Origin of the sequence: Kutzneria buriramensis, from assembly GCF_003387475.1 — a bacterium.
GTDB classification, from domain to species: Bacteria; Actinomycetota; Actinomycetes; order Mycobacteriales; family Pseudonocardiaceae; genus Kutzneria; species Kutzneria buriramensis.
The window spans coordinates 1-22,741 of the sequence record NZ_QUNO01000001.1; the positions used below are offsets into that span (position 1 = coordinate 1).

Sequence of the window (22,741 nt, forward strand, 5' to 3'; positions counted from 1 at the left end):
GGTCCCATTCCGAACCCGGAAGCTAAGCCCTCCTGCGCCGATGGTACTGCACTCGTGAGGGTGTGGGAGAGTAGGACGCCGCCGGACAAAATTTGCCCGATGGGGATCGAGTAGAGCGCAAGCTCCTCGATCCCCATCGGGCCTTTTCACGTTGTACGTTCGTGGGCGTGACGAAGCCGCTGCTGGTCATCGACGCCGCCAACGTGGTCGGATCCGTGCCCGACGGCTGGTGGCGCGACCGCGCCGGCGCCACCACCAGGCTTCGGGACTCCCTTGTCGAGCTCGCCGCCACCGGACTCCCCCAGACCGGCTCTCCCGTCGACGTGATCCTCGTCGTCGAAGGCAAAGCCCGCACCGTCACCAGCTCCGACACCGTCCAGGTGCATGTCGCCCCCCACTCCGGCGACGACGCCATCGTCGAACTGGTCGCCGACGAATCCGGCTCCGGTCGGCCCATCTACGTCGTCACCGCCGACCGCGGCCTACAACGCCGAGTCGGCATCTACGCCGTCGAGATCCTCGGGCCCCACACCGTGCGCTGACCTCGTTCACATGCTGGACCGTGGAACACCGCACTCCCCCGCTGGTGTTGACTCAGCATGTGACCACTGCGAAGCGTCGTGCCCGGGTCCGCGCCCCCGAATTCGTCGGGCGCGGGTGGCTGAACACCGGCGGCAAGGCCATCACGCTGGCGGACCTGCGCGGCCGGATCACGCTGCTGGACTTCTGGACGTTCTGCTGCATCAACTGCCTGCACGTGTTGGACGAGCTGCGCCCGCTGGAGGCGGAGTTCCCGGACGTGCTGGTGACGATCGGCGTGCACTCGCCGAAATTCGTGCACGAGGCCGACCCGGATGCGTTGAGCGCGGCGGTGGAGCGGTACGAGGTGCACCACCCGGTGCTGGACGACCCGAACCTGACCACGTGGCAGAACTACGCGGTGAAGGCCTGGCCGACGCTGGTGCTGATCGACCCGGAGGGCTACGTGGTGCACGTGGCGGCGGGCGAGGGACACGTGGAGGCGCTGCGCCGGATCATCGCCGCGCTGATCGACGAGCACACCGCGAAGGGCACGCTGCGCCGCGGCGATGGGCCGTACGTGCCGCCGCGGCAGCAGGAGACGGAGCTGCGCTTCCCGGCGAAGGTCGTTGTCACGCCACAGGAAACGCTGCTGGTGACGGACTCCGCGCATCACAGCGTGGTCGAGTTGGCGGCGGACGGCGAGACGGTGCTGCGGCGCATCGGCACGGGTGAGCGTGGCCGGCGGGACGGTGGTCCGAAGGAGACAACTTTCTCGGAGCCGGCGGGTATTACCTTGCTGCCCAGGGAAATCGCCGCGGAGGTCGGCTACGACGCGGTGGTGGCGGACACCGTGAACCACCTGCTGCGGGGAATCGACCTGATCACCGGGAACGTCACCACGATCGCCGGCACCGGCGAGCAATGGCGCATGGGCGACGTCGACGGGCCGGCGGACAAGATCGACCTGACGAGCCCCTGGGACGTGGCGTGGTGGGCGCCGGCGAACGGCGTTGTTGTTGCCATGGCAGGCAATCACACCCTCAGCCTGTTCGATCCGCTGGCCGGGACGATCACCAGGTTCGCCGGGACGACGGTGGAGGGACTCAAGGACGGTACGGCGCTGGAGGCGTTCTTCGCCCAGACCTCCGGTCTCGCCGCCGACGGCGACAAGCTGTGGCTTGTGGACTCCGAGACGTCCGCGCTGCGCTGGATCGACAGCGACCGGCAGGTCCACACGGCCGTCGGCGAGGGGCTGTTCGACTTCGGCCACCGAGACGGTGCCGCCGACCAGGCGCTGCTCCAGCACCCGCTCGGCCTCGCGGTGTTGCCCGACGGCAGCATCGCCATCGCCGACACGTACAACTCCGCGATTAGGCGCTACGAACCGGAAACCGGCGAAGTGTCCACTTTGGCCACCGACGTCGCCGAGCCCTCCGGGGCCGCCATTGTGGACGGTGAACTGGTCGTCGTCGCCTCCGCCGCGCACCGGCTGGAGCGCCCGGTGCCGCCGGGGGTGTCCGCCAAGATCGTCGCCGGCGACGCGCACCAGGTGCGCCGGCCGCCGTCGGAACTGGGCGTCGGCGAGGTCGAGCTGGCGGTGGTGTTCACGCCGCCGCCCGGCCAGAAGCTGGACGACCGGTACGGCCCGTCGACCCGCCTGGAGATCACGTCCTCACCGTCGGGGCTGATCGCCGCCGGCGCGGGCGAATCGACCGACCTGGCAAGGAAGTTGACCATCGCCGAGGGCTTTGCCGAGGGCGTGCTGCACGTCGTCGCGCAGGCCGCCAGCTGTGACGACGGCGCCGAGCACCCTGTGTGCCGCCTGACCCGGCAGGACTGGGGTGTCCCGATTCGCGTGACGAGCGGCGGTCCGGCCCGGCTGGCGCTGGTCATGGGCGGGGTCGACGAGCCGGCGAAGTAGAATCGGCGCGTGGCAGAGTCGAAGCTCCAGATCCAGATGCTGCACGACCGGGTGCTGGTGAAGATCTCGCCGGAGGACGGTGAGCGTCGCAGCAGCGGCGGCATCGTCATCCCGGCCACCGCGCAGGTCGCGAAGCGGCTGGCCTGGGGTGACGTGCTGGGCGTCGGCGGGCACGTGCGCAACGTGAAGGTCGGCGACCGGGTGCTGTTCAACCCGGAGGACCAGCTCGAGGTCGAGGTGCAGGCGCAGACCTACACGGTGATGCGGGAACGCGACATCCACGCCGTCGCGAACGAACAGACCGAGCAGGGCACCGGCCTCTACCTCTAGAGCCCCTCCTCCTTGGCTCGCCGGCGCTGCTCCTCGGCGCGCTCCCGGCACTTGCGCAGGAACTCCGCGTCGTCGTCGGGGTTCACCGCGATGTGCCGGCCGGGCCGGTCGTACTCCGGGAACCGGGACGTCGTGGCGTAGCCGCGCGACTGGATCCGCGGCTTGCCCACGGCCAGCCACAGGATCGAGCCGACCAGCGGCAGCAGCAGAACCACCAGCAGCCACAACATCTTCGGCAGGTGTCGGGCCGCCGACTCGTCGGTGACGATCACGTCCACCAGACAGAAGATCCACAAGCAGAACACCGCGATGCCGAGCGCTCCGTCGAAGTAGAGCACAGCTATCACTCCCCCTGGTACGGACGGGCCGAGGGAGATAGTGGCACGGACCCCTGACAATCCGCCTACGGAACACGAAAAACGGCGGCGTGCCCGTCGGGCCCGCCGCCGTTCGAGGAGAACTCAGAAGGACGCCTCGTCCACGTCCATCAGCGCGTTGTCGGTGGTCTCGGCGATCTTGCGGCGCGCGGTCAGCTCCGGCAGCACGTTCTTGGCGAAGAACGACGCCACCGCGACCTTGCCCTCGTAGAACGCCTTGTCCTTGGCGGACGGGGTGCCGGCCAGCGCGGCCAGCGCCACCTCGGCCTGGCGCAGCAGCAGCCAGCCGACGAGCACGTCGCCCGCGGACATGAGCAGCCGCACGCTGTTCTGGCCGACCTTGTAGACGTTGTTCACGTCCTCCTGGGAGGAGGTGAGGAAGCCGATCATCGTGCCGAGGATGCCCTGGAGGTCCTGGAGCGCCTGGGCCAGCGCGGCCCGCTCCTCCTTGAGCCGGCCGTTGCCGCCCTCGTTGTCCAGGAACTTCTGGATCTCGTTGTTGATGAAGCCGAGCGCCTGGCCCTTGTCACGGATGATCTTGCGGAAGAAGAAGTCCAGCGACTGGATGGCGGTCGTGCCCTCGTACAGGCTGTCGATCTTGGAGTCGCGGATGTACTGCTCGATCGGGTAGTCCTGGAGGAAGCCGGAGCCGCCCAGGGTCTGCAGCGACTGCGCGAGCTGCTCGTAGGCCCGCTCCGAGCCGACGCCCTTCACGATCGGCAGCAGCAGGTCGTTGATCCGCTCGGCCAGCTTGACGTCGCCGGCGCCGGCCTGGATCTGGTCCTGGAACGTCGCGGTGTACAGGTACACCGCGCGCAGGCCCTCGGCGTAGGCCTTCTGCAGCATCAGGCTGCGGCGCACGTCCGGGTGGTGGGTGATGGTGACCCGCGGCGCGGCCTTGTCGGTCATCCGGGTCAGGTCGGCGCTCTGCACCCGCTCCTTGGCGTAGGCCAGGGCGTTCAGGTAACCGGTGGACAGCGTGGCGATCGCCTTGGTGCCGACCATCATCCGGGCGTACTCGATGACCTGGAACATCTGCGCGATGCCGTCGTGCACCTCGCCGAGCAGCCAGCCCTGGGCCGGCACGCCGTGCTGGCCGAAGGTGACCTCGCAGGTGGTGGAGACCTTGAGGCCCATCTTGTGCTCGACGTTGGTGACGAAGGCGCCATTGCGCTCGCCCAGCTCGCCGGTCTGGCTGTCGAAGTGGAACTTCGGCACCAGGAACAGGCTCAGGCCCTTGGTGCCGGCCTTGGCCTCGATGCCGGGGCCCTCGGGGCGGGCCAGCACCAGGTGCATGATGTTCTCGGTCATGTCCTGGTCGCCGGACGTGATGAAGCGCTTGACGCCGTCCAGGTGCCAGCTGCCATCCGCCTGGAGCACGGCCTTGGTGCGGCCGGCGCCCACGTCGGAGCCGGCGTCCGGCTCGGTGAGCACCATGGTGGCGCCCCAGCCGCGCTCGATCATCAGCTCGGCCCAGTGCTTCTGCTCGTCGGTGCCGTTGCGGTGCACGACGGCGGCGAAGCTCGGGCCGGCCATGTACATGAACAGCGCCGGGTTGGCGCCGAGGATCAGCTCGAACGCGGCCCACGACACCGACGGCGGCACACCGAGGCCGCCCAGCTCCTCGGGCAGGGACAGGCGGTACCACTCGCCGTCCCACAGCGCCTTGTAGCTCTTCTTGAACGACTCGGGCAGCGTGGCCGAGTGCGTCTTGGGGTCGAAGACCGGCGGGTTGCGGTCGGCGTCGGCGAACGACTCCGCCAGGGGCCCGATCGCCAGGTTGTTCAGCTCGCTGAGCACGCCTCGAGCAGTGTCCTCGTCGCCCTGCTCGAACGGCCCGGTGCCGAGAGTCTCCTGGACGTTGAACACCTCGAAGAGGTTGAACTCCAGGTCACGCACATTGCTCTTGTAGTGGCCCATGGCTTCCTTGCTCCCCTACTAGCCGGTAACAATCAGGATATTACCTGCCAGTAACCTCGGCAAGGCCCTTCGCCCGGTTGTGGCGACCCGCTACAAGGCCGCCCTGCTCAGCGTGACCATGCGAATACCCAGACCGACCAGGACCAGCCCGCTCACCCGATCCATCCAGCGGCGCACCACCGGCCGCGACAGCAGCCGCCGGGCGAGGCCGATCGCCAGCACAACGAGGGTGTAGTAGCTCGCGCTGAGGGCCATCTGGACGGCGGCGAGCACGAACGTGTCGACCAAGGGGTTGCCGTCCGGCGGCAGGAACTGCGGCAGCAGGGCGAGATAGAGCACAGCCGCCTTGGGATTGGTCACATTGGTCATGAAGCCGGCCCGCAGCGACGCCAGCAGGCCCCGCTGCGCCCCCTCCTCGGCCTCGGCCAGCTTCGCCGGCTCGCGGCGGGAGCGGCGCAACGACTGCACGCCCAGCCAGCACAGGTAGACCGCGCCGGCGACCTTCAGCACCACGAACGCGATCTCGGAGGTGCGGATCAGCACCGTCAGGCCGAACGCCGACGCCGTGGCCCAGACGATCAGGCCGGTGGTGTTGCCGGCCACGGTGGCCAGGCCGGCCGCGCGGCCGGAGCGCAGCGACTGCGTCAGCAGCACGGCGAGCGACGGGCCGGGGGCGACGATGACCAGCAGGCAGGTGAGCACGAACGCCGCGGAGATCACGACCCAAGTTCACCTGTCCGTGGCGGCCACGAGCAAGCCGATTCGGTACGAGATGGCGACGGCGTGTGCCCGATCGCGCGCCCCGAGCTTGCGGAGCATCCCCTTGATGTGGGTCCGGACGGTCTCCACCGACACGAACAGTGCCGCCGCGATGGCCCGGTTCTCCAGGCCGTCGGCGATGAGCTGGAGCACCTCGAACTCGCGTCGGGTGAGGACGCCGCTGGTCGGCTGGCCGTCCGGGTCGGCCGCCGCCAGCACCGGGGCCAGCGTCGGGTCGATGTAGCGGCGGCTGATCGGCGTGTGGTGGATCGCCTGGACGATCTGCGGCGGTTCGGCGTTTCGGGGCACCACGCCGCGGGCCCCTCGGCGGAACGCCCGCTGCGCGAACTCCGCTGTGCAGTGGGCGTCACGGAGCACCGTCAGCACCACCATCCGCTCGTCGTGCTCGGTCAGCACGCGGGTGAAGTGGCCCAGCGGGTCCAGCGCGGAGTCGATCAGCAGCACGTCGGGGTGGTGCCGCTCGTGCAGCTGCACGGCCGCGCGGTGATCGCGGGCGGCGCCGCTCCAGTGCAGGCCGGGGGTGCGGTTGACCAGCGTGGAAAGGCCCTCGCGGAACAGCGGCACCTGGTCGAGCAGGGCGACGCCGATGGTGGCCTGGCATCGCCGCTGGCCGGGTGGTGTGCGCTGGCCAGCGATGTGCGGTGCGGTCATGCCGTGCTCCGATCTTTCCTCCCTCGGGGTACAGGGGACGCCCGGTGGTCGCGCCCCTGACGGCGCCCACGCTCGGAGCAGCGCTTTTATCCCCCAAGCGGGTGATACCGGGGACGTCTGAAGCCCTGCGGTTCACCTACCTGAAAGTCAGTCACAAATGTGACTCAATCCCCTCGGAAGGGTTCCTCTCGCCGAAATACGCACGTAGGACCTACGTCACACATCCTGAGTGGATGCCGGGTCCGTCCGCCGCCGGATCGCGGTCTTCCGCATGGAACCGACTCCCGCGGGTCGGATCAGAGAAACGAGGCGATCTGGCGTGCAGCAAACGGAGGGTCTGCCGGCACGGCGGAACATCAACAGAGGAACTCTGTTCTTCTTCGGTGCCCTCGGCGGCATCCTGTTCGGCTACGACCTGGGCGTCATCTCAGGTGTCCTGCTGTTCATCAAGAAGGTCTGGTCGCTGACGGCGCTTCAGCAGGGCTTCGTCAACGGCGCGCTGGCGGCGGGCGCCATCATCGGCGCGCTGACCGTGATCAAGCTGGCCGACGGCCTCGGCCGGCGCCGCACCATCATCGTCGCGGCGAGCGTGTTCGCGCTCGGCACCATCGGCTGCACGTTCGCGCCGAACTTCGAGACGCTGGTGGCGTTCCGGTTCATCGTCGGCATCGCGGTCGGCGCGTCGTCCGCGACGGTGCCGACCTACCTGGCCGAGCTGGCCCCGGGCAAGGTCCGCGGCCTGCTCTCGTCGCTGAACCAGCTCATGATCGTCAGCGGCATCCTCATCGCGTACATCGTCGACGACATCCTCGCCGACTCGGGCAACTGGCGGGCGATGATCGCCGCGGCGCTGATCCCCGCGGTGATCCTGCTGGTCGGCATGCTGCGCATGCCGGAGACGCCGCGCTGGCTGCTCAAGAACGGCCGCGAGGACGAGGCCCGCGCGGTGCTCGCCAGCACGCTTCAGGGCGAGGGCGTCGACGCCGAGTTCGACCAGATCAAGGAAGTCATCCGGCTGGACGGCCAGCAGGCGAAGGGCACGTTCAAGGACCTGACCGCCAAGTGGGCCCGGCCCGCGCTGGTGGTGGCCCTGATCCTGGCCATCGGCCAGCAGTTCTCCGGCGTCAACGCGGTCAACACCTACGCCCCGATCATGTTCCAGAACCTGGGCTACGGCGCGTCCGCCGCGCTGCTCGCCGCCGTCGTGCTCGGCATCGTCAAGGTGGCGTTCACGGTGGGCGAGATGTTCGTGGTCGACCGCTGGGGCCGCAAGCCGCTGCTGCGTGTCGGCGGCCTGCTGATGGCCGGCACGCTGATCGTGCTCGGCCTGTGCGTCAGCTTCATCCACAACACCAGCGTCATCGGCCCGATCACGCTGGTGCTGCTGATCCTGTTCCTGGCCGGTTACGAGCTCGGCTGGGGCGCGGTCGTGTGGGTCATGATCGGCGAGGTGTTCCCGCTGCGGGTCCGCGGCATCGGCACCGGCACCGCGAGCGTCGTGCTGTGGGCGGCGACGTTCACCATCACCTTCGTGTTCCCGGTGATGTACACGGGTCTCGGCCTGGCCGGCGCGGCGTGGATCTTCGCGGCGGTCTGCATCGTCCTGGTGCTGCTGGTCGGCAAGTTCGTGCCGGAGACCAAGGGCCGCACGCTGGAGCAGATCGAGCTGGAGCTGCGCGAGCGCGTGACCGTCTGAACTGTCGGACCCCCTGGGTAGCGTGCCTGGCATGACTACCCGACTGGACAACGTGGTCGTGGACGCGGCCGACCCGGCGGCCCTCGCGGGCTTCTGGTCGGCCGCGCTCGGCGCGGCGATCACGTACCAGGACGAGAACGAGGTCGATGTCGGGCTCCCCGGCTTCGACCTCGCTTTCGTTCCGGTGCCCGAGCCCAAGACCGGGCAGAACCGGGTGCACCTCGACCTCGCGAGTGCGTCCGTCGAGGACCAGGCGGCGATCGTGGACCGGTTACTGGGTCTCGGCGCCCGGCACGTGGACATCGGCCAGGGCGACGTGCCGTGGGTCGTGCTGGCGGACCCGGCGGGCAACGAGTTCTGCGTGCTGGAGCCCCGGGACGAGTACCGCGGCATCGGGCCGGTGGCGGCGATCGTGGTGGCCGCACGGGACGCCGTGGGGCTGGCTCGGTTCTGGGCCGAGGCGACCGGCCGGCTGCTCACCCGCAGTGGTTCCGACTGGGCGTCGCTCGCCGCGGACGCCGGCGCGTGGCTGGAATTCGTCGCCAGTCCGGCCGTCAAGACCGTCAAGAATCGGGTGCATCTGGACGTGCGCCCGTCGGCCGTCGACGACCACGCCGTTGAGGTGGATCGACTGCTCTCGGCGGGCGCAGGGTGGGCCGATCTTGGGCAGGGGGACCTGCCGTGGGCGGTGCTGGTCGACCCCGAGGAGAACGAGTTCTGTGTGCTCCGCCCGGCGGGCTGATCCATCCGAACGGGCGATTAGGGCCTTACGACTCTGCGGAGTGCCGCTGTGGCTGCGTACCGTGCTGATCGCGCGGCGATCCGCGCACGTGTGGAGAACTCGTCCTGCGGACGCCCCCCGACGCAGGACGAGCCACCCACCGAGTCGCGCTCACCGGCCGGCTCGCCGTTCAGTCATGACCGTCGAGCCGGGAAGGTGACGCTCATGGACCTCATCGCGTTCGTCCCCGTCACCGACCTCGATCGAGCCGTCGAGTTCTACGGATCCGTCCTCGGCCTGGCGCACGAGGAGACCACCCCGTTCGCCGCCGTGTTCCGGGCCGGCTCCGTGATGCTCCGCGCCACCTTGGTCGACTCCCTCCAACCGCAGCCGTTCACCGTGCTCGGCTGGGCCGTGCCCGACATCGCGGCCACCGTGGCCGAGTTCTCCGGCCGTGGCGTGGAGTTCACCCGGTACGAGGGGATGGGCCAGGACGCGGCCGGCATCTGGACCACCCCCGGCGGCGACCGCGTCGCATGGTTCCGCGACCCCGACGGCAACACCCTGTCGCTGACCCAGTTCGTTTAGCCGCAAGGCTTTCCTCAGCCGAGACCGATCTGCTGGTAGAAGTTCGTGTTGTCCCAGAACAGGAACTCCTCGTCCATCGTGCCCCGGCGGTTCCAGATGCCGACCGTCGCCATGTTGATGGAGTACTTGCGGTTGGTCGGGGCGATGAAGCCGCCCTTGCCGTCGGGCATGGGGCGGCTGAACGTGCCCTGCATGACGCCGGTGACCGCGGTCAGGTTGTCCTTGGCGACGCGGAGCGGGTGGCTGTGGATGCGGGTGTCCGGGGCCCACACGAACATGGCGGCCAGGTCGGCGATGTGCTTGTCGATGCCGTCGGTGTAGTGCCCGTCGGGCCAGTGCACGCGGATGTTCTGAGCGTGGCTCTCGTGCAGGCGGGCCCAGTCGGCCTGGGTGAACACGACGAAGTCGAGTTCGTCGAACGTCCTCAGGTGCGCCCGCTCCTGGGCGGTCAAGTTGTTGGGGTACGGCGGGTTGGGCACAGGCGTCGCCGACGGGTCGGGCAACGGCGTGTAGTGCTCGGGGGCGGCCAGGGCCGTGCCGTCGGCCACCGCCGACAACGCGAGCGCGCCGAACACGGCGGCGCCGCCCCGTCCGATCAGGCTTCGACGGTCCAACATGAGGTCCTCCTCGGCGAAAGGTGTTGACGGGCCTCATGAAACGGTCGGTGGCCGCCAGCGGGCCATTGCCCGTCGCGCATCCATTCATTCGTCAGGTTTATGGCATGGTTGCGACCGATAAGCTGGATCCGTGTCCACCGCCCAGGAGCTGGTCGCACTTCGCTCGTTCCTCGCCGTCTACCGAACCGGCGGGGTCGCCCGCGCCGCCGAGCAGTTGGGATTGTCACAGCCGGCGGTGTCGCATCACCTGCGCGCCGTCGAGGGGTTCACGGGCCGGCCGCTGTTCGCCCGCGCCGGCCGCGGCATCGCCCCGACCGAGGCCGGCCACGCCCTCGCCGCCGAGATCGCGCCGCACCTCGACGGCCTCGACCTGATCGTCGACGGCCGCCGCACCGACGCCGTCGACGCCGGCCCGGTCTTCCTCGGCTCGCCCGCCTCCCAGTTCGACCGCCACATAGCCAGCGCCCTCGGGCCCCTCGTCGACCGAGGCGTCTCCCTCCGGCACCGCATCGGCCTCTCCGACGACCTCGTCGCCGGCCTGCTCGACGACCGCCTCGACATCGCCGTCGTCACCAAGATCGAAGGCACGCCCCGTGCCCGCCTGCACCTGCGCCACTGGTTCGACGAGGAGTTCGTGCTCATCGGCCGCCCCGACCAGGAGCCGTTCCGTGTCGAGGAGCTACCCCGCCGCCGTTTCGTCGGCTACTCCGAGGAGATGCCGATGCTGCGCCGCTATTTCCGCACCTGCTGGGGCCTGCCCGCCCCGCCGGCCGCCGTGACGATCCCCGACATGACGTCGATCCTCACTTATGTCACCGACAGCACGCTGCTCTCCGTGGTCCCCGTCCACTACGCCCGCCCAGCTCTCGCCGCCGGCCGCTTGGCCGTCCTGCACCGGCCCACCGCCCCCGTGCTCAACCCGATCTACCTGGCCACCCGCCGCAACCGCCAGAACCGCCCCCACCTCAAGGCCGTCTTCGACGCCCTACTGGCAAGCGCAACGCAGTAGCAACCGCGGGAATGGGGGCGTGGGGGCAAAGCCCCCACATCGGGGGTCTGGGGGTCGTCCCCCAGATACAGACGGCGAGGGCTCCGGTCTGCGTTTTCGGCAGGCACGGAGCCCTCAAGCCCGGGAATGGGGGCGTGGGGGCGAAGCCCCCGCATCGGGGGTCTGGGGGTCGTCCCCCAGATACAAACGGCGAGGGCTCCGGTCTGCGTTTTCGGCAGACACGGAGCCCTCAAGCCCGAGCGGGTGACGGGAATCGAACCCGCGTTTACAGCTTGGGAAGCTGTCATTCTACCATTGAACTACACCCGCAAGATCGTTCCACAGCTTACACGACGAGGCGTCGGCGTCCAGCACTCGGGTGGGCGGCTACGCTGTCCGGGTGCTGCTGAGTGACCGGGACCTGCGCAAAGAGATCGAGTCCGGACGGCTGGTGTTGGAGCCGCTGGACGTGGATCTTGTCCAGCCGTCGAGCATCGACGTGCGGCTGGACCGGTTCTTCCGGGTCTTCAACAACACCAAGTACACGCACATCGACCCCCAGCAGCAGCAGGACGACCTGACGACGCTGGTGGAAACCGAGGGCGACGAGCCCTTCGTGCTGCACCCGGGCGAGTTCGTGCTGGGGGCGACGTTCGAGCGGGTGAGCCTGCCGGACGACCTGGCCGGCCGGCTGGAGGGCAAGTCGTCGCTGGGCCGGCTGGGCCTGCTGACGCACTCGACGGCGGGCTTCATCGACCCGGGCTTCGAGGGGCACATCACGCTGGAGCTGTCCAACGTCTCGAACCTGCCGATCACGCTGTGGCCGGGCATGAAGATCGGCCAGCTGTGCCTGTTCCGGCTGGAGAGCCCGGCGGAGCACCCGTACGGCTCGAAGCAGGCGGGCTCCCGCTACCAGGGCCAGCGCGGCCCGACGCCGTCGCGGGCATACCTGAACTTCCAGCGGACCGACACCAGGCGCTAGTCGGAGACGAACTCCTGGCCGTAGCGGGCGAGTACCCGGGCCCGCAGGTCCTGGTCCTCCCGCGGCACGGGCTCGAGGAAGATCTCGTCCAGCGCCGGGAACTCGGCGGTGAGCTCGGCGGCGATGCGCACGCAGGCCCGTTCCAGGTCGGCGGCGCCGAGGGCGTCGTCGAAGTCGAGGCGGGCACAGAGCAGCACCCGATCGGTGCCGGTGAGCATGGTGAGCAGGTCGACGACGACCTCGACCTCGGGCGCCTCGAAGAGCCGCTGGCGCACGGCCCGCACGAGGGCGGCGTCGGCCTGGCGGCCGATGAGCAGGCCCCGGTTGGTCCGCCCGAGCACGTACGCGCAGCCGGCGAGCAGCACGGCGATGAGTAGGGACGCGACGCCGTCGTAGACGACGGACCCGGTGAGCTGGTGCAGGAACAGGCCGAGGAACGCCAGCAGCAGGCCGATCAGCGCGGCGGCGTCCTCGAAGAACACGGTCTTGGCGGTGGGGTCGTCGATGTCCCGCAGGTACTTGACGATCGAGGTGTCGTCCTCGGCGGCCTCCTTGCGGATCTGGACGACGGCCCGCGACAGCGACACGGATTCCAGCGCGAAGCCCAGCGCCAGCACGATGTACGCGACGAGCGGGTTTCCCTCGTCGGCACTGCCGTTGACGAGTGCGTCGTAGCCCTGGACGAGGGCGAACACGGCGCCGGAGGTGAAGATCGACACGGCGGCGAGCAGCGACCAGAAGTAGCGCTCCTTGCCGTAGCCGAAGGGGTGCCGACGATCGGCGGGCCGCTCGGAGCGGCGCAGCGCGGTCAGCAACAGCGCCTCGGTGATGGTGTCGGCCACCGAGTGCCCGGCCTCGGCCAGCATGGCGGCGGACCCGCTGATCACCCCGGCCACGGCCTTCATGAGGGCGATCCCGACGTTGATGCCGAGCGCCACCAGGACGGTCAGCGTGCTCTCACCGCTGCCTTCGTCAGCCACGCGGCCAACCGTAACCGAGTTGGGACGCAACCGGGTGATGAGTTGGCACGTCCTTTCATGTTCACCTGAACAGTCGATGATGGACAGTTAATTCTCCTTGCAGCACAACGCAACCGAGGCCGCTGCGAGCACGTCCTCCGGGCGGTTGAGAACCACCGCAGGGGGGACGATTTCGATGAGGCGCATCGCCGCGGCGGCCCTTGCCGCCGTGCTGTTACTACTGTCCGTTGCCGCCGCGCACGCGGACACCACCACCGTCACCATCTCGGGTGTCGCCTGGAAGGACCTGAACGGGGACGGCATCCGCCAGCCCGACGAGCCGCTGCTGCCAGGGATCAAGATCGGGGACACCGCGACCGACGCGACCGACCACTACACGCTGCACGACGTGGTGGCCGCCGCGCCGTCGGTGCAGGCCTCGCCGCGAGCCATCGACGGCGGCAAGTACGTGTACATCCGACCGCACCAGGGTGACGCCGCGACCGATATCGCGCTCGACCACTACGGCGGCCCGAGCTCGTGGGCGGACCCGGTCGGCACGACCGGGCTGGACATCCGGTTCCTCCGCGCCCAGGAGTCGAACGGCAACCGGGCCGCCGAGGTCAGCGGCAAGGTGACCAAGGAGATCGACGGCCGGCTGACCGCGCAACTGATCGACACCGACAGCGACGTCGACCCGTCGAACAACGCCGCGTCGGCGCCGACCACGACGTCCAAGCCGACCACCACGACCGCGCCGGTGGCCGCGGCCGCCCAGCTGGCGAACACCGGCGTGGACGCGGTGTGGTGGGTGATCAGCGGCGTGCTGCTGCTGGCGGGCGGCGTCGCAACCCTGTTCCTGGCCCGCCGCCGATGACATACACAAAGGGGGCGGTGCCGACGGCACCGCCCCCTTTATGTATCGGAGGAACTACACCTGTGCGGGCTTCTCCTCGCCGCGCTTGACCGCGGCCAGCAGCAGCTGCGCCACGTCGACGACCTCGACGTGGTCGGCGGCCGCCTGCTCGGACTTCCGCGCGGTCAGGCCGTCGCTGAGCATGACCCGGCAGAACGGGCAGCCGGTGGCGATCTTCGTCGGCGCGGTGCCGAGAGCCTCGTCCACCCGCTCCACGTTGATCCGCTTGCCGATCCGCTCCTCCATCCACATCCGCGCGCCGCCGGCGCCGCAGCACATGGACCGGTCGCCGTGCCGCGGCATCTCCCGCAGCTCGGCCCCGGTCGCGCCGACGAGCTCGCGCGGCGCGTCGTAGACCTTGTTGTGCCGGCCCAGGTAGCACGGGTCGTGGTAGGTGACGTCCTCGGCGATCGGCGCGACCGGCACCAGCCGCTTCTCCCGCACCAGCTTGTTGAGCAGCTGCGTGTGGTGCACGACCTCGAACGTGCCGCCCAGCTGCGGGTACTCGTTGGCCAGCGTGTTGAAGCAGTGCGCGCAGGTGACGACGATCTTGCGCTTGCCGGGCTCGCGGCCCTCGAAGACGGTGTTGAGCACCTCGACGTTCTGCTGCGCCAGCATCTGGAACAGGAACTCGTTGCCGGCCCGCCGCGCCGGGTCGCCGGTGCAGGTCTCCTCCGGGCCGAGCACGGTGAACTTCACGTCGGCGTTGTAGAGCAGCTCGGCGACGGCCTGCGTGGTCTTCTTGGCCCGGTCCTCGAACGCGCCGGCGCAGCCGACCCAGAACAGGTACTCCACGTCGGCGGCCAGCTCGCCGTCGAACACCGGCACCTCGAACGGCAGACCCTCGGTCCAGGCCAGCCGGTCCTTGGCGTTCTGGCCCCAGGGGTTGCCCTTGTTCTCCAGGTTCTTGAACATGCCGCCGAGCTCGGTCGGGAAGTTCGACTCGATCAGCACCTGGTAGCGGCGCATGTCGACGATGTGGTCCACGTGCTCGATGTCGACCGGGCACTGCTCGACGCAGGCGCCGCAGCTGGTGCACGACCACAGCACGTCCGGGTCGATCACGCCGAACTCCTCGGCGCCGCCGATCAGCGGCCGGCCGGACTCGGCCAGCGCCAGCACGTCGATCTTGGCCAGCCGGGCCTCGGCGTCGTCGCCGACGATGCCGATCTCGTCGCCTGCCATGTCCTTGCGGCCGCCGGCCATCAGGTACGGGGCCTTGGCATATGCGTGGTCGCGCAGCTGTGTGATGACCAGCTTGGGCGACAGCGGCTTGCCGGTGTTCCAGGCCGGGCACTGCGACTGGCAGCGGCCGCATTCGGTGCAGGTGCTGAAGTCCAGCCAGCCCTTCCAGCTGAAGTCCTCGATCCTGCCGGCGCCGAAGACGTCCTTCTCCGGGTCGGCCTCCTCGAAGTCCAGCGGCTTGCCGGCGCTCATCATCGGCCGCAGCGCGCCCAGCGCCACTGCGCCGTCGTCCTCGCGCTTGAAGTAGATGTTGAAGAAGGCGCTGAACCGGTGCCAGGCCACGCCCATGGTCAGGTTCTTCGACACCACGGCGAGCCAGATCATGCCGGACAGCAGCTTGATGATCGCCATCACGGAGACGAGGTCCGGGTTGGCGGGCAGCAGGTGGCCGAGCGGGGCGGTGACGAAGTTGGCCCACAGCGGCTGGTTCTCCAGCCCACTGGCTTCCTTGAACACCTTCACGCCGAGGATGCCGAGACCCTCGATGATCACCACGGCCTCGACGAAGTAGGCCTGCTTGAAGTTCGAGCCGGCGAACCGGGACAGCCGGTCGGCCCGGCGCGGGTGGTTGAGCTGCCGGATCACGGCCAGCGCCACGCCGCCGACGACGGTGCCGACGCCGAGGATCTCGGTGAGCAGGTTCCAGACCGCCCAGTCGCCGATGACCGGCCAGTGCCAGGACGGCACGAAGACCTCGCCGTAGGCCTCGAACAGCACCAGCGAGCCGATCAGGAAGCCCCACATCACCAGCCAGTGCCACGGTGCGACGGTGCGCACCTTGGCCATCCTGGTGTGCGCGGCGAACTCCTTGACCAGCGTGGCGAGCCGGGGCAGGAACGGGCCGTTGCGGGTGGGGTCGGGCTGGCCGAGCCGGATGGTGCGCACCTGGCGCAGCACCGCGGCGGCGAACATGCCCCACGCGACGACGCTGACGGCAACGCCGATCACCCCGAGCGTGACCTGTAGAGCACCCATTGCTCCCTCGCCCTTCCCGTTACGGACAAGTCGTCCGGGAAGCCTAAACGAAGTTACTGTCCAGTAACTACGGAAGTGGCATGGCTCGCATCACGCCGGGAACAACCGGCGGGGGTCTCTCGTTGGACGAGCAGGAAGCTTGAGCGGACTGGACTCAACTCCGGTCGGCCTGGCAAACTTGAGTCGACGCTGCTCAACCGGCAGCGGTGCACAGTTCAGGGAGGCAGTTCAATGGCGCGTGCGGTCGGCATCGACCTGGGGACGACCAACTCCGTCGTCGCCGTCCTTGAGGGCGGTGAGCCGACGGTGATCGCCAACTCCGAGGGTTCGCGTACCACCCCGTCCATCGTGGCGTTCGCCAAGAACGGCGAGGTTCTGACCGGTCAGCCGGCGAAGAACCAGGCCGTCACCAACGTGGACCGTACGATCCGGTCGGTCAAGCGCCACATCGGCACGGACTGGGCGACCGAGATCGACGGGAAGAAGTACACCGCGCAGGAGATCTCCGCGCGGGTGCTGATGAAGCTCAAGCGGGACGCCGAGGCGTACCTGGGCGAGGAGATCACCGACGCGGTGATCACCGTCCCGGCCTACTTCGAGGACGCGCAGCGCCAGGCCACCAAGGAGGCCGGCCAGATCGCGGGCCTCAACGTGCTCCGGATCGTGAACGAGCCCACCTCCGCCGCCCTGGCCTACGGCCTGGACAAGGGCGAGAAGGAGCAGACCATCCTGGTCTTCGACCTGGGTGGCGGCACCTTCGACGTCTCGCTGCTGGAGCTGGGCGACGGCGTGGTCGAGGTTCGCGCGACCTCCGGTGACAACCACCTGGGCGGCGACGACTGGGACCAGCGCATCGTCGACTGGCTGGTGGAGAAGTTCAAGTCCAGCAACGGCATCGACCTGACCCGGGACAAGATGGCGCTCCAGCGCATCCGGGAGGCCGCGGAGAAGGCCAAGATCGAGCTGTCCTCGTCCTCCACCGCGAGCATCAACCTGCCCTACATCACCGTGGACAGCGACAAGAACCCGCTGTTCCTGGACGAGACGCTGTCGCGCGCCGAGTTCCAGCGGATCACCTCCGACCTGCTGGACCGCTGCCGCGCGCCGTTCAACAACGTGATCAAGGACGCCGGCATCCAGATCGGCAACATCGACCACGTGGTGCTGGTCGGCGGCTCCACCCGCATGCCGGCCGTGACCGAGCTGGTCAAGGAGCTGACCGGCGGCCGCGAGCCGAACAAGGGCGTGAACCCGGACGAGGTCGTCGCCGTCGGCGCGGCGCTGCAGGCCGGCGTGCTGAAGGGCGAGGTCAAGGACGTCCTGCTGCTCGACGTCACCCCGCTGTCCCTGGGCATCGAGACCAAGGGCGGCATCATGACCAAGCTGATCGAGCGCAACACCACGATCCCCACCAAGCGGTCCGAGATCTTCACCACGGCCGACGACAACCAGCCGTCCGTGCAGATCCAGGTCTTCCAGGGCGAGCGCGAGATCGCGGCGCAGAACAAGAAGCTCGGCATGTTCGAGCTGACCGGGCTGCCGCCGGCCCCGCGCGGCGTGCCGCAGATCGAGGTCACCTTCGACATCGACGCCAACGGCATCGTGCACGTCCAGGCCAAGGACCTGGGCACCGGCAAGGAGCAGTCGATGACCATCACCGGCGGCTCGGCGCTGCCGAAGGACGACATCGACCGCATGATCAAGGACGCCGAGGAGCACGCGGAGGAGGACAAGCGCCGCCGCGAGGAGGCCGAGACCCGCAACCAGGCGGAGACCTTGGTCTACAGCACCGAGAAGTTCATCAAGGACAACGACGAGAAGCTGCCGGCCGACACCAAGGAGAAGGTGCAGGCGGCCATCGTCGAGGCCCAGGAGGCCCTCAAGGGCACGGACATCGGCGCGATCAAGTCCGCGGTGGAGAAGCTGGCCACCGAGTCGCAGGCGCTGGGCTCCGCCCTGTACGCCAACGCGACGCCGGGCGCCGAGGGCGCGGCCGCCGGCGACGGCGCGCAGGCCGGCCCGCAGGCCGATGACGTTGTCGACGCCGAGATCGTGGACGAGGACCCCAAGAAGTGAGCGACAACCCCGAGCGCGAGGAGTCGGTGGTGGTCAACGACCGCCGACGGATCGACCCGGAGACGGGCGAGGTTCGCGAAGCGGAGCCGGGCGAGCTGGCCGACGACGCCGCGTCGGTCGGCCGGCACGCCGCCGACGAGGCGGTGGCCGACCCGGCCGCCGAGCTCAAGGCGCAGCTCGACGAGCGCACCGGCGACCTCCAGCGCCTCCAGGCCGAGTACGCCAACTACCGCAAGCGGGTGGAGCGGGACCGCGAGGTCAACGCGCTGGCCGCCAAGGGGCAGATCGTCAACGAGCTGCTGGGCGTGCTGGACGACGTGGAGCGGGCCGCCGCGCACGGCGACCTGACCGGCGCGTTCAAGTCGGTCAGCGACAAGCTGACGGCGGTGCTCCAGGCCAGCGGCCTCGAGCCGTTCGGCCACGAGGGCGAGGAGTTCGACCCCTCGGTGCACGAGGCGGTGCAGCACAACACCTCGGCCGAGGTGACCGGGCCGACCGTGACCGCGGTGTTGCGGCGGGGCTACCGGTTCGGCGAGCGCCTGCTGCGGCCGGCGCTGGTCGCGGTCACCGACCATGAGCCGGCGCCCGCTGAGTAAGCACGACCGAGAAGGGAGGGACGCCCGGTGAGCGCACGGGATTGGATCGACAAGGATTTCTACGGCGACCTGGGCGTCTCCTCCGACGCCTCGGCCGACGAGATCAAGAAGGCGTACCGGAAGCTGGCCCGGGAGCTGCACCCGGACGCCAACCCCGGCGACGCCAAGGCCGAGGCCCGCTTCAAGTCGGTCTCGCAGGCCTACGGCGTGCTGTCGGACGCCGAGAAGCGCAAGCAGTACGACGAGGCGCGGCGGCTGTTCGGCTCCGGCGGGTTCCGGCCTGGCGGCGGCTTCGGCGGCGGCACCAGCACGTTCGACCTCGGTGACCTGTTCGGCGGGGCCCAGGGCGCCGGCGGGGCCGGCGCGGGTGGCCTCGGCGACCTGCTCGGCGGACTGTTCGGCGGGCGCGGGCGGGCGTCGGCGGCGTCGACCAACCGCGCCCGGCGCGGCGACGACGTCGAGACCGACGTGCGGATCGACTTCGTCGAGGCGGTCAAGGGCGCGACGGTGCCATTGCGGCTGTCCAGCCCGTCGACCTGCGGCACCTGCGGCGGCAACGGCGCCCGGCCGGGCACCACGCCGCGCACCTGCCCCACCTGCAAGGGCGCGGGGCTGGTGAGCCGGAACCAGGGCGCGTTCGCGTTCAGCGAGCCGTGCCCGGACTGCCGGGGCAAGGGCAAGATCATCGACGACCCGTGCCCGGAGTGCGGCGGCGAGGGCGTGAGCACCAAGGTGCGGACCCTGACCGTGCGGATCCCGGCCGGCGTCGACGACGGTCAGCGCATCCGGCTGGCCGGCCAGGGCGAGCCCGGACGCAACGGCGGCCCGAACGGCGACCTGTTCGTACGGGTGCACGTCGCGCCGCACGCGGTGTTCGGACGTTCCGGTGACGATCTCACGGTGACGGTCCCGGTGACCTTCCCCGAGCTGGCGCTGGGCACCACACTGACGGTGCCGACGCTCGACTCGAGGGTCAACGTGAAGGTGCACCCGGGCACGGCCAGCGGCCGCATCCTGCGGGTGCGCGGCAAGGGCATCGAGCGTCGGGACGGCCGCAAGGGCGACCTGTTGGTGACGTTGCAGGTGGCGGTGCCGGCGCGGCTGGACGGCAAGGCCGAGGAGGCGCTGCGGGCGTACGCCGAGGCCACCGCCGACCACGACCCGAGGGCCGAACTGGACGAGCTGCTGGGAAAGGGTGACGCGTGATGGGTAACCCGTTCTCGTTCCCGCCGGGGACCAACGAGGACACCCCGGTGTTCGTGATCTCGGTGGCGGCCCAGCTGTCCGGCCTGCACGCGCAGACGCTGCGCAGCTACGACCGGCTCGGGCTGGTGTCGCCGGGCCGGGCCAGCGGCGGCGGCCGGCGCTACTCGGCCCGGGACATCTCGCTGCTCCGTGAGGTGCAGCGGCTGTCCCAGGAGGAGGGCGTCAACCTCGCCGGCATCAAGCGCATCATCGACCTGGAGAACCAGGTGGACGCGCTGAAGGCCCGGCTGACCGAGGTGCTGGAGGAGCTGGCCGCGGCGCACGCGGCGGCGGAGCAGGCGGCGGCTGCGGTGCACGCCTCCTACCGCCGGGACCTGGTCCCGGTCCGCCACCAGCAGCAGATCGTCGTCTGGAAGCCCAAGCAGCAGTAGCCGCTTTAACGCCACATGCGCTTCCTACTTGTCACCTGATGCCAAGTAGGAAGCGCATGTGGCGTTAAAGGGTTAGTCGAGGGTGAAGGGGTCGTAGCGGATGTGGTCCAAGGGCGTGCCCGCGACCAGCATCCGGGAGACGGTCGCGCGGATCATCGCGGGCGAGCCGCAGACCAGGACCTCGCGGTCCGACCACGCGCCGTAACGGGTGACGACGTCGGCGAGCGAGCCGTGCTCGAAGCCCTGGAGACCCGGCTCCGACTCGACCACCGGCACCACCGTCAGCCACGGGTTGCTCTGGGCGATGCGCTGGAGGTTCTCCAGGTCGTAGAGGTCCTCACGGGTGCGGCCGCCGACGAACAGGTGCACGCGGGGGTTCTCGCCCCACTGGGCGAGGTGGTCCAGGATGGATCGCATCGGCGACACGCCGGTGCCGCCGGCGACCATCAGGATGTCCTTGCCGGCCTCGCGGTCCACGCTGAGCCGGCCCATCGGCGCGCCGAGCCGCCACTGGTCGCCGACCTGGGTGTGGGCCACGATCGATCGGCTGACCCAGCCGCCGTTGACGGCCCGCACGTGGAACTCGACGCTGCCGTCCTCGCGAGGGGCGTTGGCCGGGCTGAAGTACCGCCACAGCCGCGGCCGCTGCGGCGTTTCCACGCTCACGTACTGGCCGGGCTGGTAGGGCACCGGGTAGTCGGGCTGGACCCGCACCATGGCCAGGCCCCAGCTCAGCCGCTTGTGCTCGACGACGGTGGCCGGCCAGAACGCCGGGCCCTCGTCGGCCGCGGCGGCCTCCTGCATGGACCGGGCCATGATCGTGTACGCCTCGGCCCAGGCCCGCTCCACCTGCGGCGTCCACGACTTGCCGGCGAACTTCTTGATCGCGGCGAGCAGCGCGGTGCCGACGGCCTCGTAGTGGCTGGAGACCACGCCGAACTTGCGGTGGTCGCGGCCGAGCTGGCGCAGGAACGGGATCAGGTCGTCGGGGCGGTCGACCATCTGCACGACGTGCACGAGGGCGCGCAGCAGGCGGCTGCGCTGCACCTCCATGTTCACGGGGAACATGTCGCGGGTGGTCGGCGCGAGGCTGAACAGCATCCCGTAGAAGAACTTCGCAACCTCATCCGCGCACGGCTCGACGACCGCGAAGCTCTCGCGAATCATCCGCACCATCGCGGTGACACCTGGTGGCGGTTCGCGGTGAGGGTTTGACGAAGGCAAGGGGTTCAACACGGCGTTGGCTGTCATGGTCCGGGCGCAGTCTCCACGTAGTCAGGGGCACCTGGCAAGGAGTCCCGTGGTCAAGCATCCGTCCCCCGACAGGGTGGACCCTAACTCGCCATCGGGTCTTTGTGGGACTTGATGCCACGTTCGAGTGGACTGGGGTAACTAACCGTTGACAGAGCATCCTACGAACGGGCGAACAATGCGCCGGGGGTGTGCAGAACGCGGCCGACATGACACGGTGGATCACCATGACCCCCGTCCCCCTTGGTCCGACCGGTACCGCCGGTCCCGAGCTGCTCCAACTGGAGTTGTCGGATGCGCCGTCCCGCGCAGTGACCGACATCACCCTGCGCACCGACGACCTTCTCGGCGCCCGTCCGGGCAATGAGGACTTACCGGGCTCCCGTGGGGAGCACCTGCTCCAGCGCGCCTTCGGCACCGTGGACCGGGCCAACCGGTTCTACCGCGACCAGGTTCTCGACCACTTAAACGACGAGATGCGGTCCTTCGTTACACGGATGGACATGGCCTTCATCGGCACCGCCGACGGCAAGGGCGAGTGCGACGTGTCCTTCCGCGCCGGCCAGGCCGGCTTCGTGCAGGTGCTCGGCGAGCGCTGGCTGGCATACCCCGAGTACCGGGGCAACGGGGTCATGGCCAGCCTGGGCAACATCAGCGAGAACGCGCACGTCGCGATGCTGATGGTGGACTTCGTCACCGACCTGATCGGCCTGCACGTCAACGGCCGGGCCCGCATCGTCGACGACGCCGAGCTGCGCGCGGTGCACCCCGACCTGCCCTCGGAGTTCGAGCGCGGCCGCACCCCCGAGCGCTGGGTGGTGCTGGAGGTGGTCGAGGCCTACATTCACTGCCGCAAGCACATCCCCAGGCTGGTCCCGGTGGACCGCACCCGGGACTGGGGCACCGACGACAGCCGTCGCAAGGGCGGGGACTACTTCGGTGTCCGTTCGGCCGGAACGGCGGCCCGCTAGCAGGGATCGGACACCCGGCCCA

At 69.5% G+C, this 22,741-nt stretch carries 22 protein-coding genes, 1 tRNA gene and 1 rRNA gene; 15 read left to right on the forward strand and 9 right to left on the reverse strand.

The genetic code is table 11. The features are described 5' to 3' along the window. From rrf to BCF44_RS00020, 4 genes are all read left to right on the forward strand, one after another. A 5S ribosomal RNA gene (gene rrf, locus BCF44_RS00005) occupies positions 1-87 on the forward strand; the annotation flags it as partial. Between the two features lie 80 nt (positions 88-167). Continuing rightward, a complete protein-coding gene (locus BCF44_RS00010; RefSeq protein WP_116172786.1) occupies positions 168-542 on the forward strand; it encodes a hypothetical protein in 375 nt (124 codons plus the stop codon). A gap of 59 nt (positions 543-601) precedes the next feature. Then, positions 602-2,443 (forward strand): NHL domain-containing thioredoxin family protein, encoded by a 1,842-nt coding sequence (locus tag BCF44_RS00015; RefSeq protein WP_246014750.1) that lies wholly within the window; start codon positions 602-604, stop codon positions 2,441-2,443. 36 nt (positions 2,444-2,479) lie between these two features. Then, a complete protein-coding gene (locus tag BCF44_RS00020) occupies positions 2,480-2,773 on the forward strand; it encodes a GroES family chaperonin (protein ID WP_116172787.1) in 294 nt (97 codons plus the stop codon). On the opposite strand, the gene BCF44_RS00025 is transcribed toward BCF44_RS00020, so the two are convergent. From BCF44_RS00025 to BCF44_RS00040, 4 genes are all read right to left on the reverse strand, one after another. Next, complete coding sequence (locus tag BCF44_RS00025) at positions 2,770-3,111, reverse strand: PLDc N-terminal domain-containing protein (protein ID WP_116171991.1); 342 nt, start codon at positions 3,109-3,111, stop codon at positions 2,770-2,772. The two genes, BCF44_RS00020 and BCF44_RS00025, sit on opposite strands and share 4 nt — an antisense overlap. A 123-nt stretch (positions 3,112-3,234) precedes the next feature. After that, complete coding sequence (locus tag BCF44_RS00030; protein WP_116171992.1) at positions 3,235-5,070, reverse strand: acyl-CoA dehydrogenase; 1,836 nt, start codon at positions 5,068-5,070, stop codon at positions 3,235-3,237. Between the two features lie 90 nt (positions 5,071-5,160). Beyond that, positions 5,161-5,790 carry a LysE family translocator gene (locus tag BCF44_RS00035; protein ID WP_116171993.1) on the reverse strand — a complete coding sequence of 210 codons (630 nt, stop codon included), beginning with the start codon at positions 5,788-5,790 and terminating at the stop codon, positions 5,161-5,163. Between the two features lie 9 nt (positions 5,791-5,799). Beyond that, entirely contained in the window at positions 5,800-6,501 is a 702-nt protein-coding gene (locus tag BCF44_RS00040) for a LuxR C-terminal-related transcriptional regulator (protein ID WP_116171994.1), read from the reverse strand. A gap of 319 nt (positions 6,502-6,820) precedes the next feature. Between BCF44_RS00040 and BCF44_RS00045 the strand changes: the two genes are divergently transcribed. The 3 genes from BCF44_RS00045 to BCF44_RS00055 all read left to right on the forward strand — a co-directional run bounded on the left by BCF44_RS00045 (position 6,821) and on the right by BCF44_RS00055 (position 9,506). Next, positions 6,821-8,197, forward strand: a complete 1,377-nt coding sequence (locus BCF44_RS00045) for a sugar porter family MFS transporter (protein WP_246014751.1) — start codon at positions 6,821-6,823, stop codon at positions 8,195-8,197. A 31-nt stretch (positions 8,198-8,228) separates the two neighbouring features. Continuing rightward, positions 8,229-8,939: a VOC family protein gene (locus BCF44_RS00050; protein WP_116171995.1), complete on the forward strand. Its 711-nt coding sequence runs from the start codon at positions 8,229-8,231 to the stop codon at positions 8,937-8,939. 204 nt (positions 8,940-9,143) lie between these two features. Then, the gene (locus BCF44_RS00055) at positions 9,144-9,506 is read left to right on the forward strand and encodes a VOC family protein (RefSeq protein ID WP_116171996.1); all 363 of its coding nucleotides are present in this window, start codon (positions 9,144-9,146) and stop codon (positions 9,504-9,506) included. A 14-nt stretch (positions 9,507-9,520) separates the two neighbouring features. Here the strand turns inward: BCF44_RS00055 and BCF44_RS00060 are convergent, their stop codons facing one another. Beyond that, a complete protein-coding gene (locus BCF44_RS00060) occupies positions 9,521-10,123 on the reverse strand; it encodes an ester cyclase (RefSeq protein WP_116171997.1) in 603 nt (200 codons plus the stop codon). 130 nt (positions 10,124-10,253) lie between these two features. Between BCF44_RS00060 and BCF44_RS00065 the strand changes: the two genes are divergently transcribed. Further along, positions 10,254-11,132, forward strand: coding sequence for a LysR family transcriptional regulator (locus BCF44_RS00065; RefSeq protein WP_116171998.1), 879 nt, complete (start codon positions 10,254-10,256; stop codon positions 11,130-11,132). 238 nt (positions 11,133-11,370) lie between these two features. Here BCF44_RS00065 and BCF44_RS00070 read toward each other — a convergent pair. Next, positions 11,371-11,441 (reverse strand) — tRNA-Gly (locus BCF44_RS00070). Positions 11,442-11,511: 70 nt separating this feature from the next. Between BCF44_RS00070 and dcd the strand changes: the two genes are divergently transcribed. Further along, positions 11,512-12,093 carry a dCTP deaminase gene (dcd, locus tag BCF44_RS00075; protein ID WP_116172789.1) on the forward strand — a complete coding sequence of 194 codons (582 nt, stop codon included), beginning with the start codon at positions 11,512-11,514 and terminating at the stop codon, positions 12,091-12,093. On the opposite strand, the gene BCF44_RS00080 is transcribed toward dcd, so the two are convergent. Beyond that, a complete protein-coding gene (locus BCF44_RS00080; protein ID WP_116171999.1) occupies positions 12,090-13,073 on the reverse strand; it encodes a cation diffusion facilitator family transporter in 984 nt (327 codons plus the stop codon). The genes dcd and BCF44_RS00080 overlap by 4 nt on opposite strands. A 175-nt stretch (positions 13,074-13,248) precedes the next feature. On the opposite strand from BCF44_RS00080, the gene BCF44_RS57295 reads away from it, so the two are divergent. Beyond that, complete coding sequence (locus tag BCF44_RS57295; protein ID WP_116172000.1) at positions 13,249-13,929, forward strand: LPXTG cell wall anchor domain-containing protein; 681 nt, start codon at positions 13,249-13,251, stop codon at positions 13,927-13,929. A gap of 54 nt (positions 13,930-13,983) precedes the next feature. Here the strand turns inward: BCF44_RS57295 and BCF44_RS00090 are convergent, their stop codons facing one another. Further along, positions 13,984-16,188, reverse strand: a complete 2,205-nt coding sequence (locus tag BCF44_RS00090; protein ID WP_116172001.1) for a (Fe-S)-binding protein — start codon at positions 16,186-16,188, stop codon at positions 13,984-13,986. A 231-nt stretch (positions 16,189-16,419) separates the two neighbouring features. On the opposite strand from BCF44_RS00090, the gene dnaK reads away from it, so the two are divergent. Genes dnaK through BCF44_RS00110 form a run of 4 tightly spaced genes read left to right on the forward strand, consistent with a single transcriptional unit; the run spans position 16,420 to position 20,497 of the window. Further along, positions 16,420-18,264 (forward strand): molecular chaperone DnaK, encoded by a 1,845-nt coding sequence (dnaK, locus tag BCF44_RS00095; RefSeq protein ID WP_116172002.1) that lies wholly within the window; start codon positions 16,420-16,422, stop codon positions 18,262-18,264. Beyond that, positions 18,261-18,860, forward strand: coding sequence for a nucleotide exchange factor GrpE (gene grpE / locus BCF44_RS00100; protein ID WP_116172003.1), 600 nt, complete (start codon positions 18,261-18,263; stop codon positions 18,858-18,860). Before dnaK ends, grpE begins: the two co-directional genes overlap by 4 nt. Positions 18,861-18,887: 27 nt before the next feature. Further along, positions 18,888-20,066, forward strand: a complete 1,179-nt coding sequence (dnaJ, locus tag BCF44_RS00105) for a molecular chaperone DnaJ (protein ID WP_116172004.1) — start codon at positions 18,888-18,890, stop codon at positions 20,064-20,066. Then, the gene (locus tag BCF44_RS00110) at positions 20,066-20,497 is read left to right on the forward strand and encodes a heat shock protein transcriptional repressor HspR (protein WP_116172005.1); all 432 of its coding nucleotides are present in this window, start codon (positions 20,066-20,068) and stop codon (positions 20,495-20,497) included. The genes dnaJ and BCF44_RS00110 overlap by 1 nt, the downstream gene beginning before the upstream one ends. A gap of 72 nt (positions 20,498-20,569) precedes the next feature. Here the strand turns inward: BCF44_RS00110 and BCF44_RS00115 are convergent, their stop codons facing one another. Next, positions 20,570-21,673 carry an FAD-binding oxidoreductase gene (locus tag BCF44_RS00115; RefSeq protein WP_116172006.1) on the reverse strand — a complete coding sequence of 368 codons (1,104 nt, stop codon included), beginning with the start codon at positions 21,671-21,673 and terminating at the stop codon, positions 20,570-20,572. A gap of 302 nt (positions 21,674-21,975) precedes the next feature. Here BCF44_RS00115 and BCF44_RS00120 point away from each other — a divergent pair, with 302 nt between their 5' ends. Next, positions 21,976-22,719 (forward strand): pyridoxamine 5'-phosphate oxidase family protein, encoded by a 744-nt coding sequence (locus tag BCF44_RS00120; protein ID WP_116172790.1) that lies wholly within the window; start codon positions 21,976-21,978, stop codon positions 22,717-22,719. The last annotated feature ends 22 nt before the right edge of the window (positions 22,720-22,741 follow it).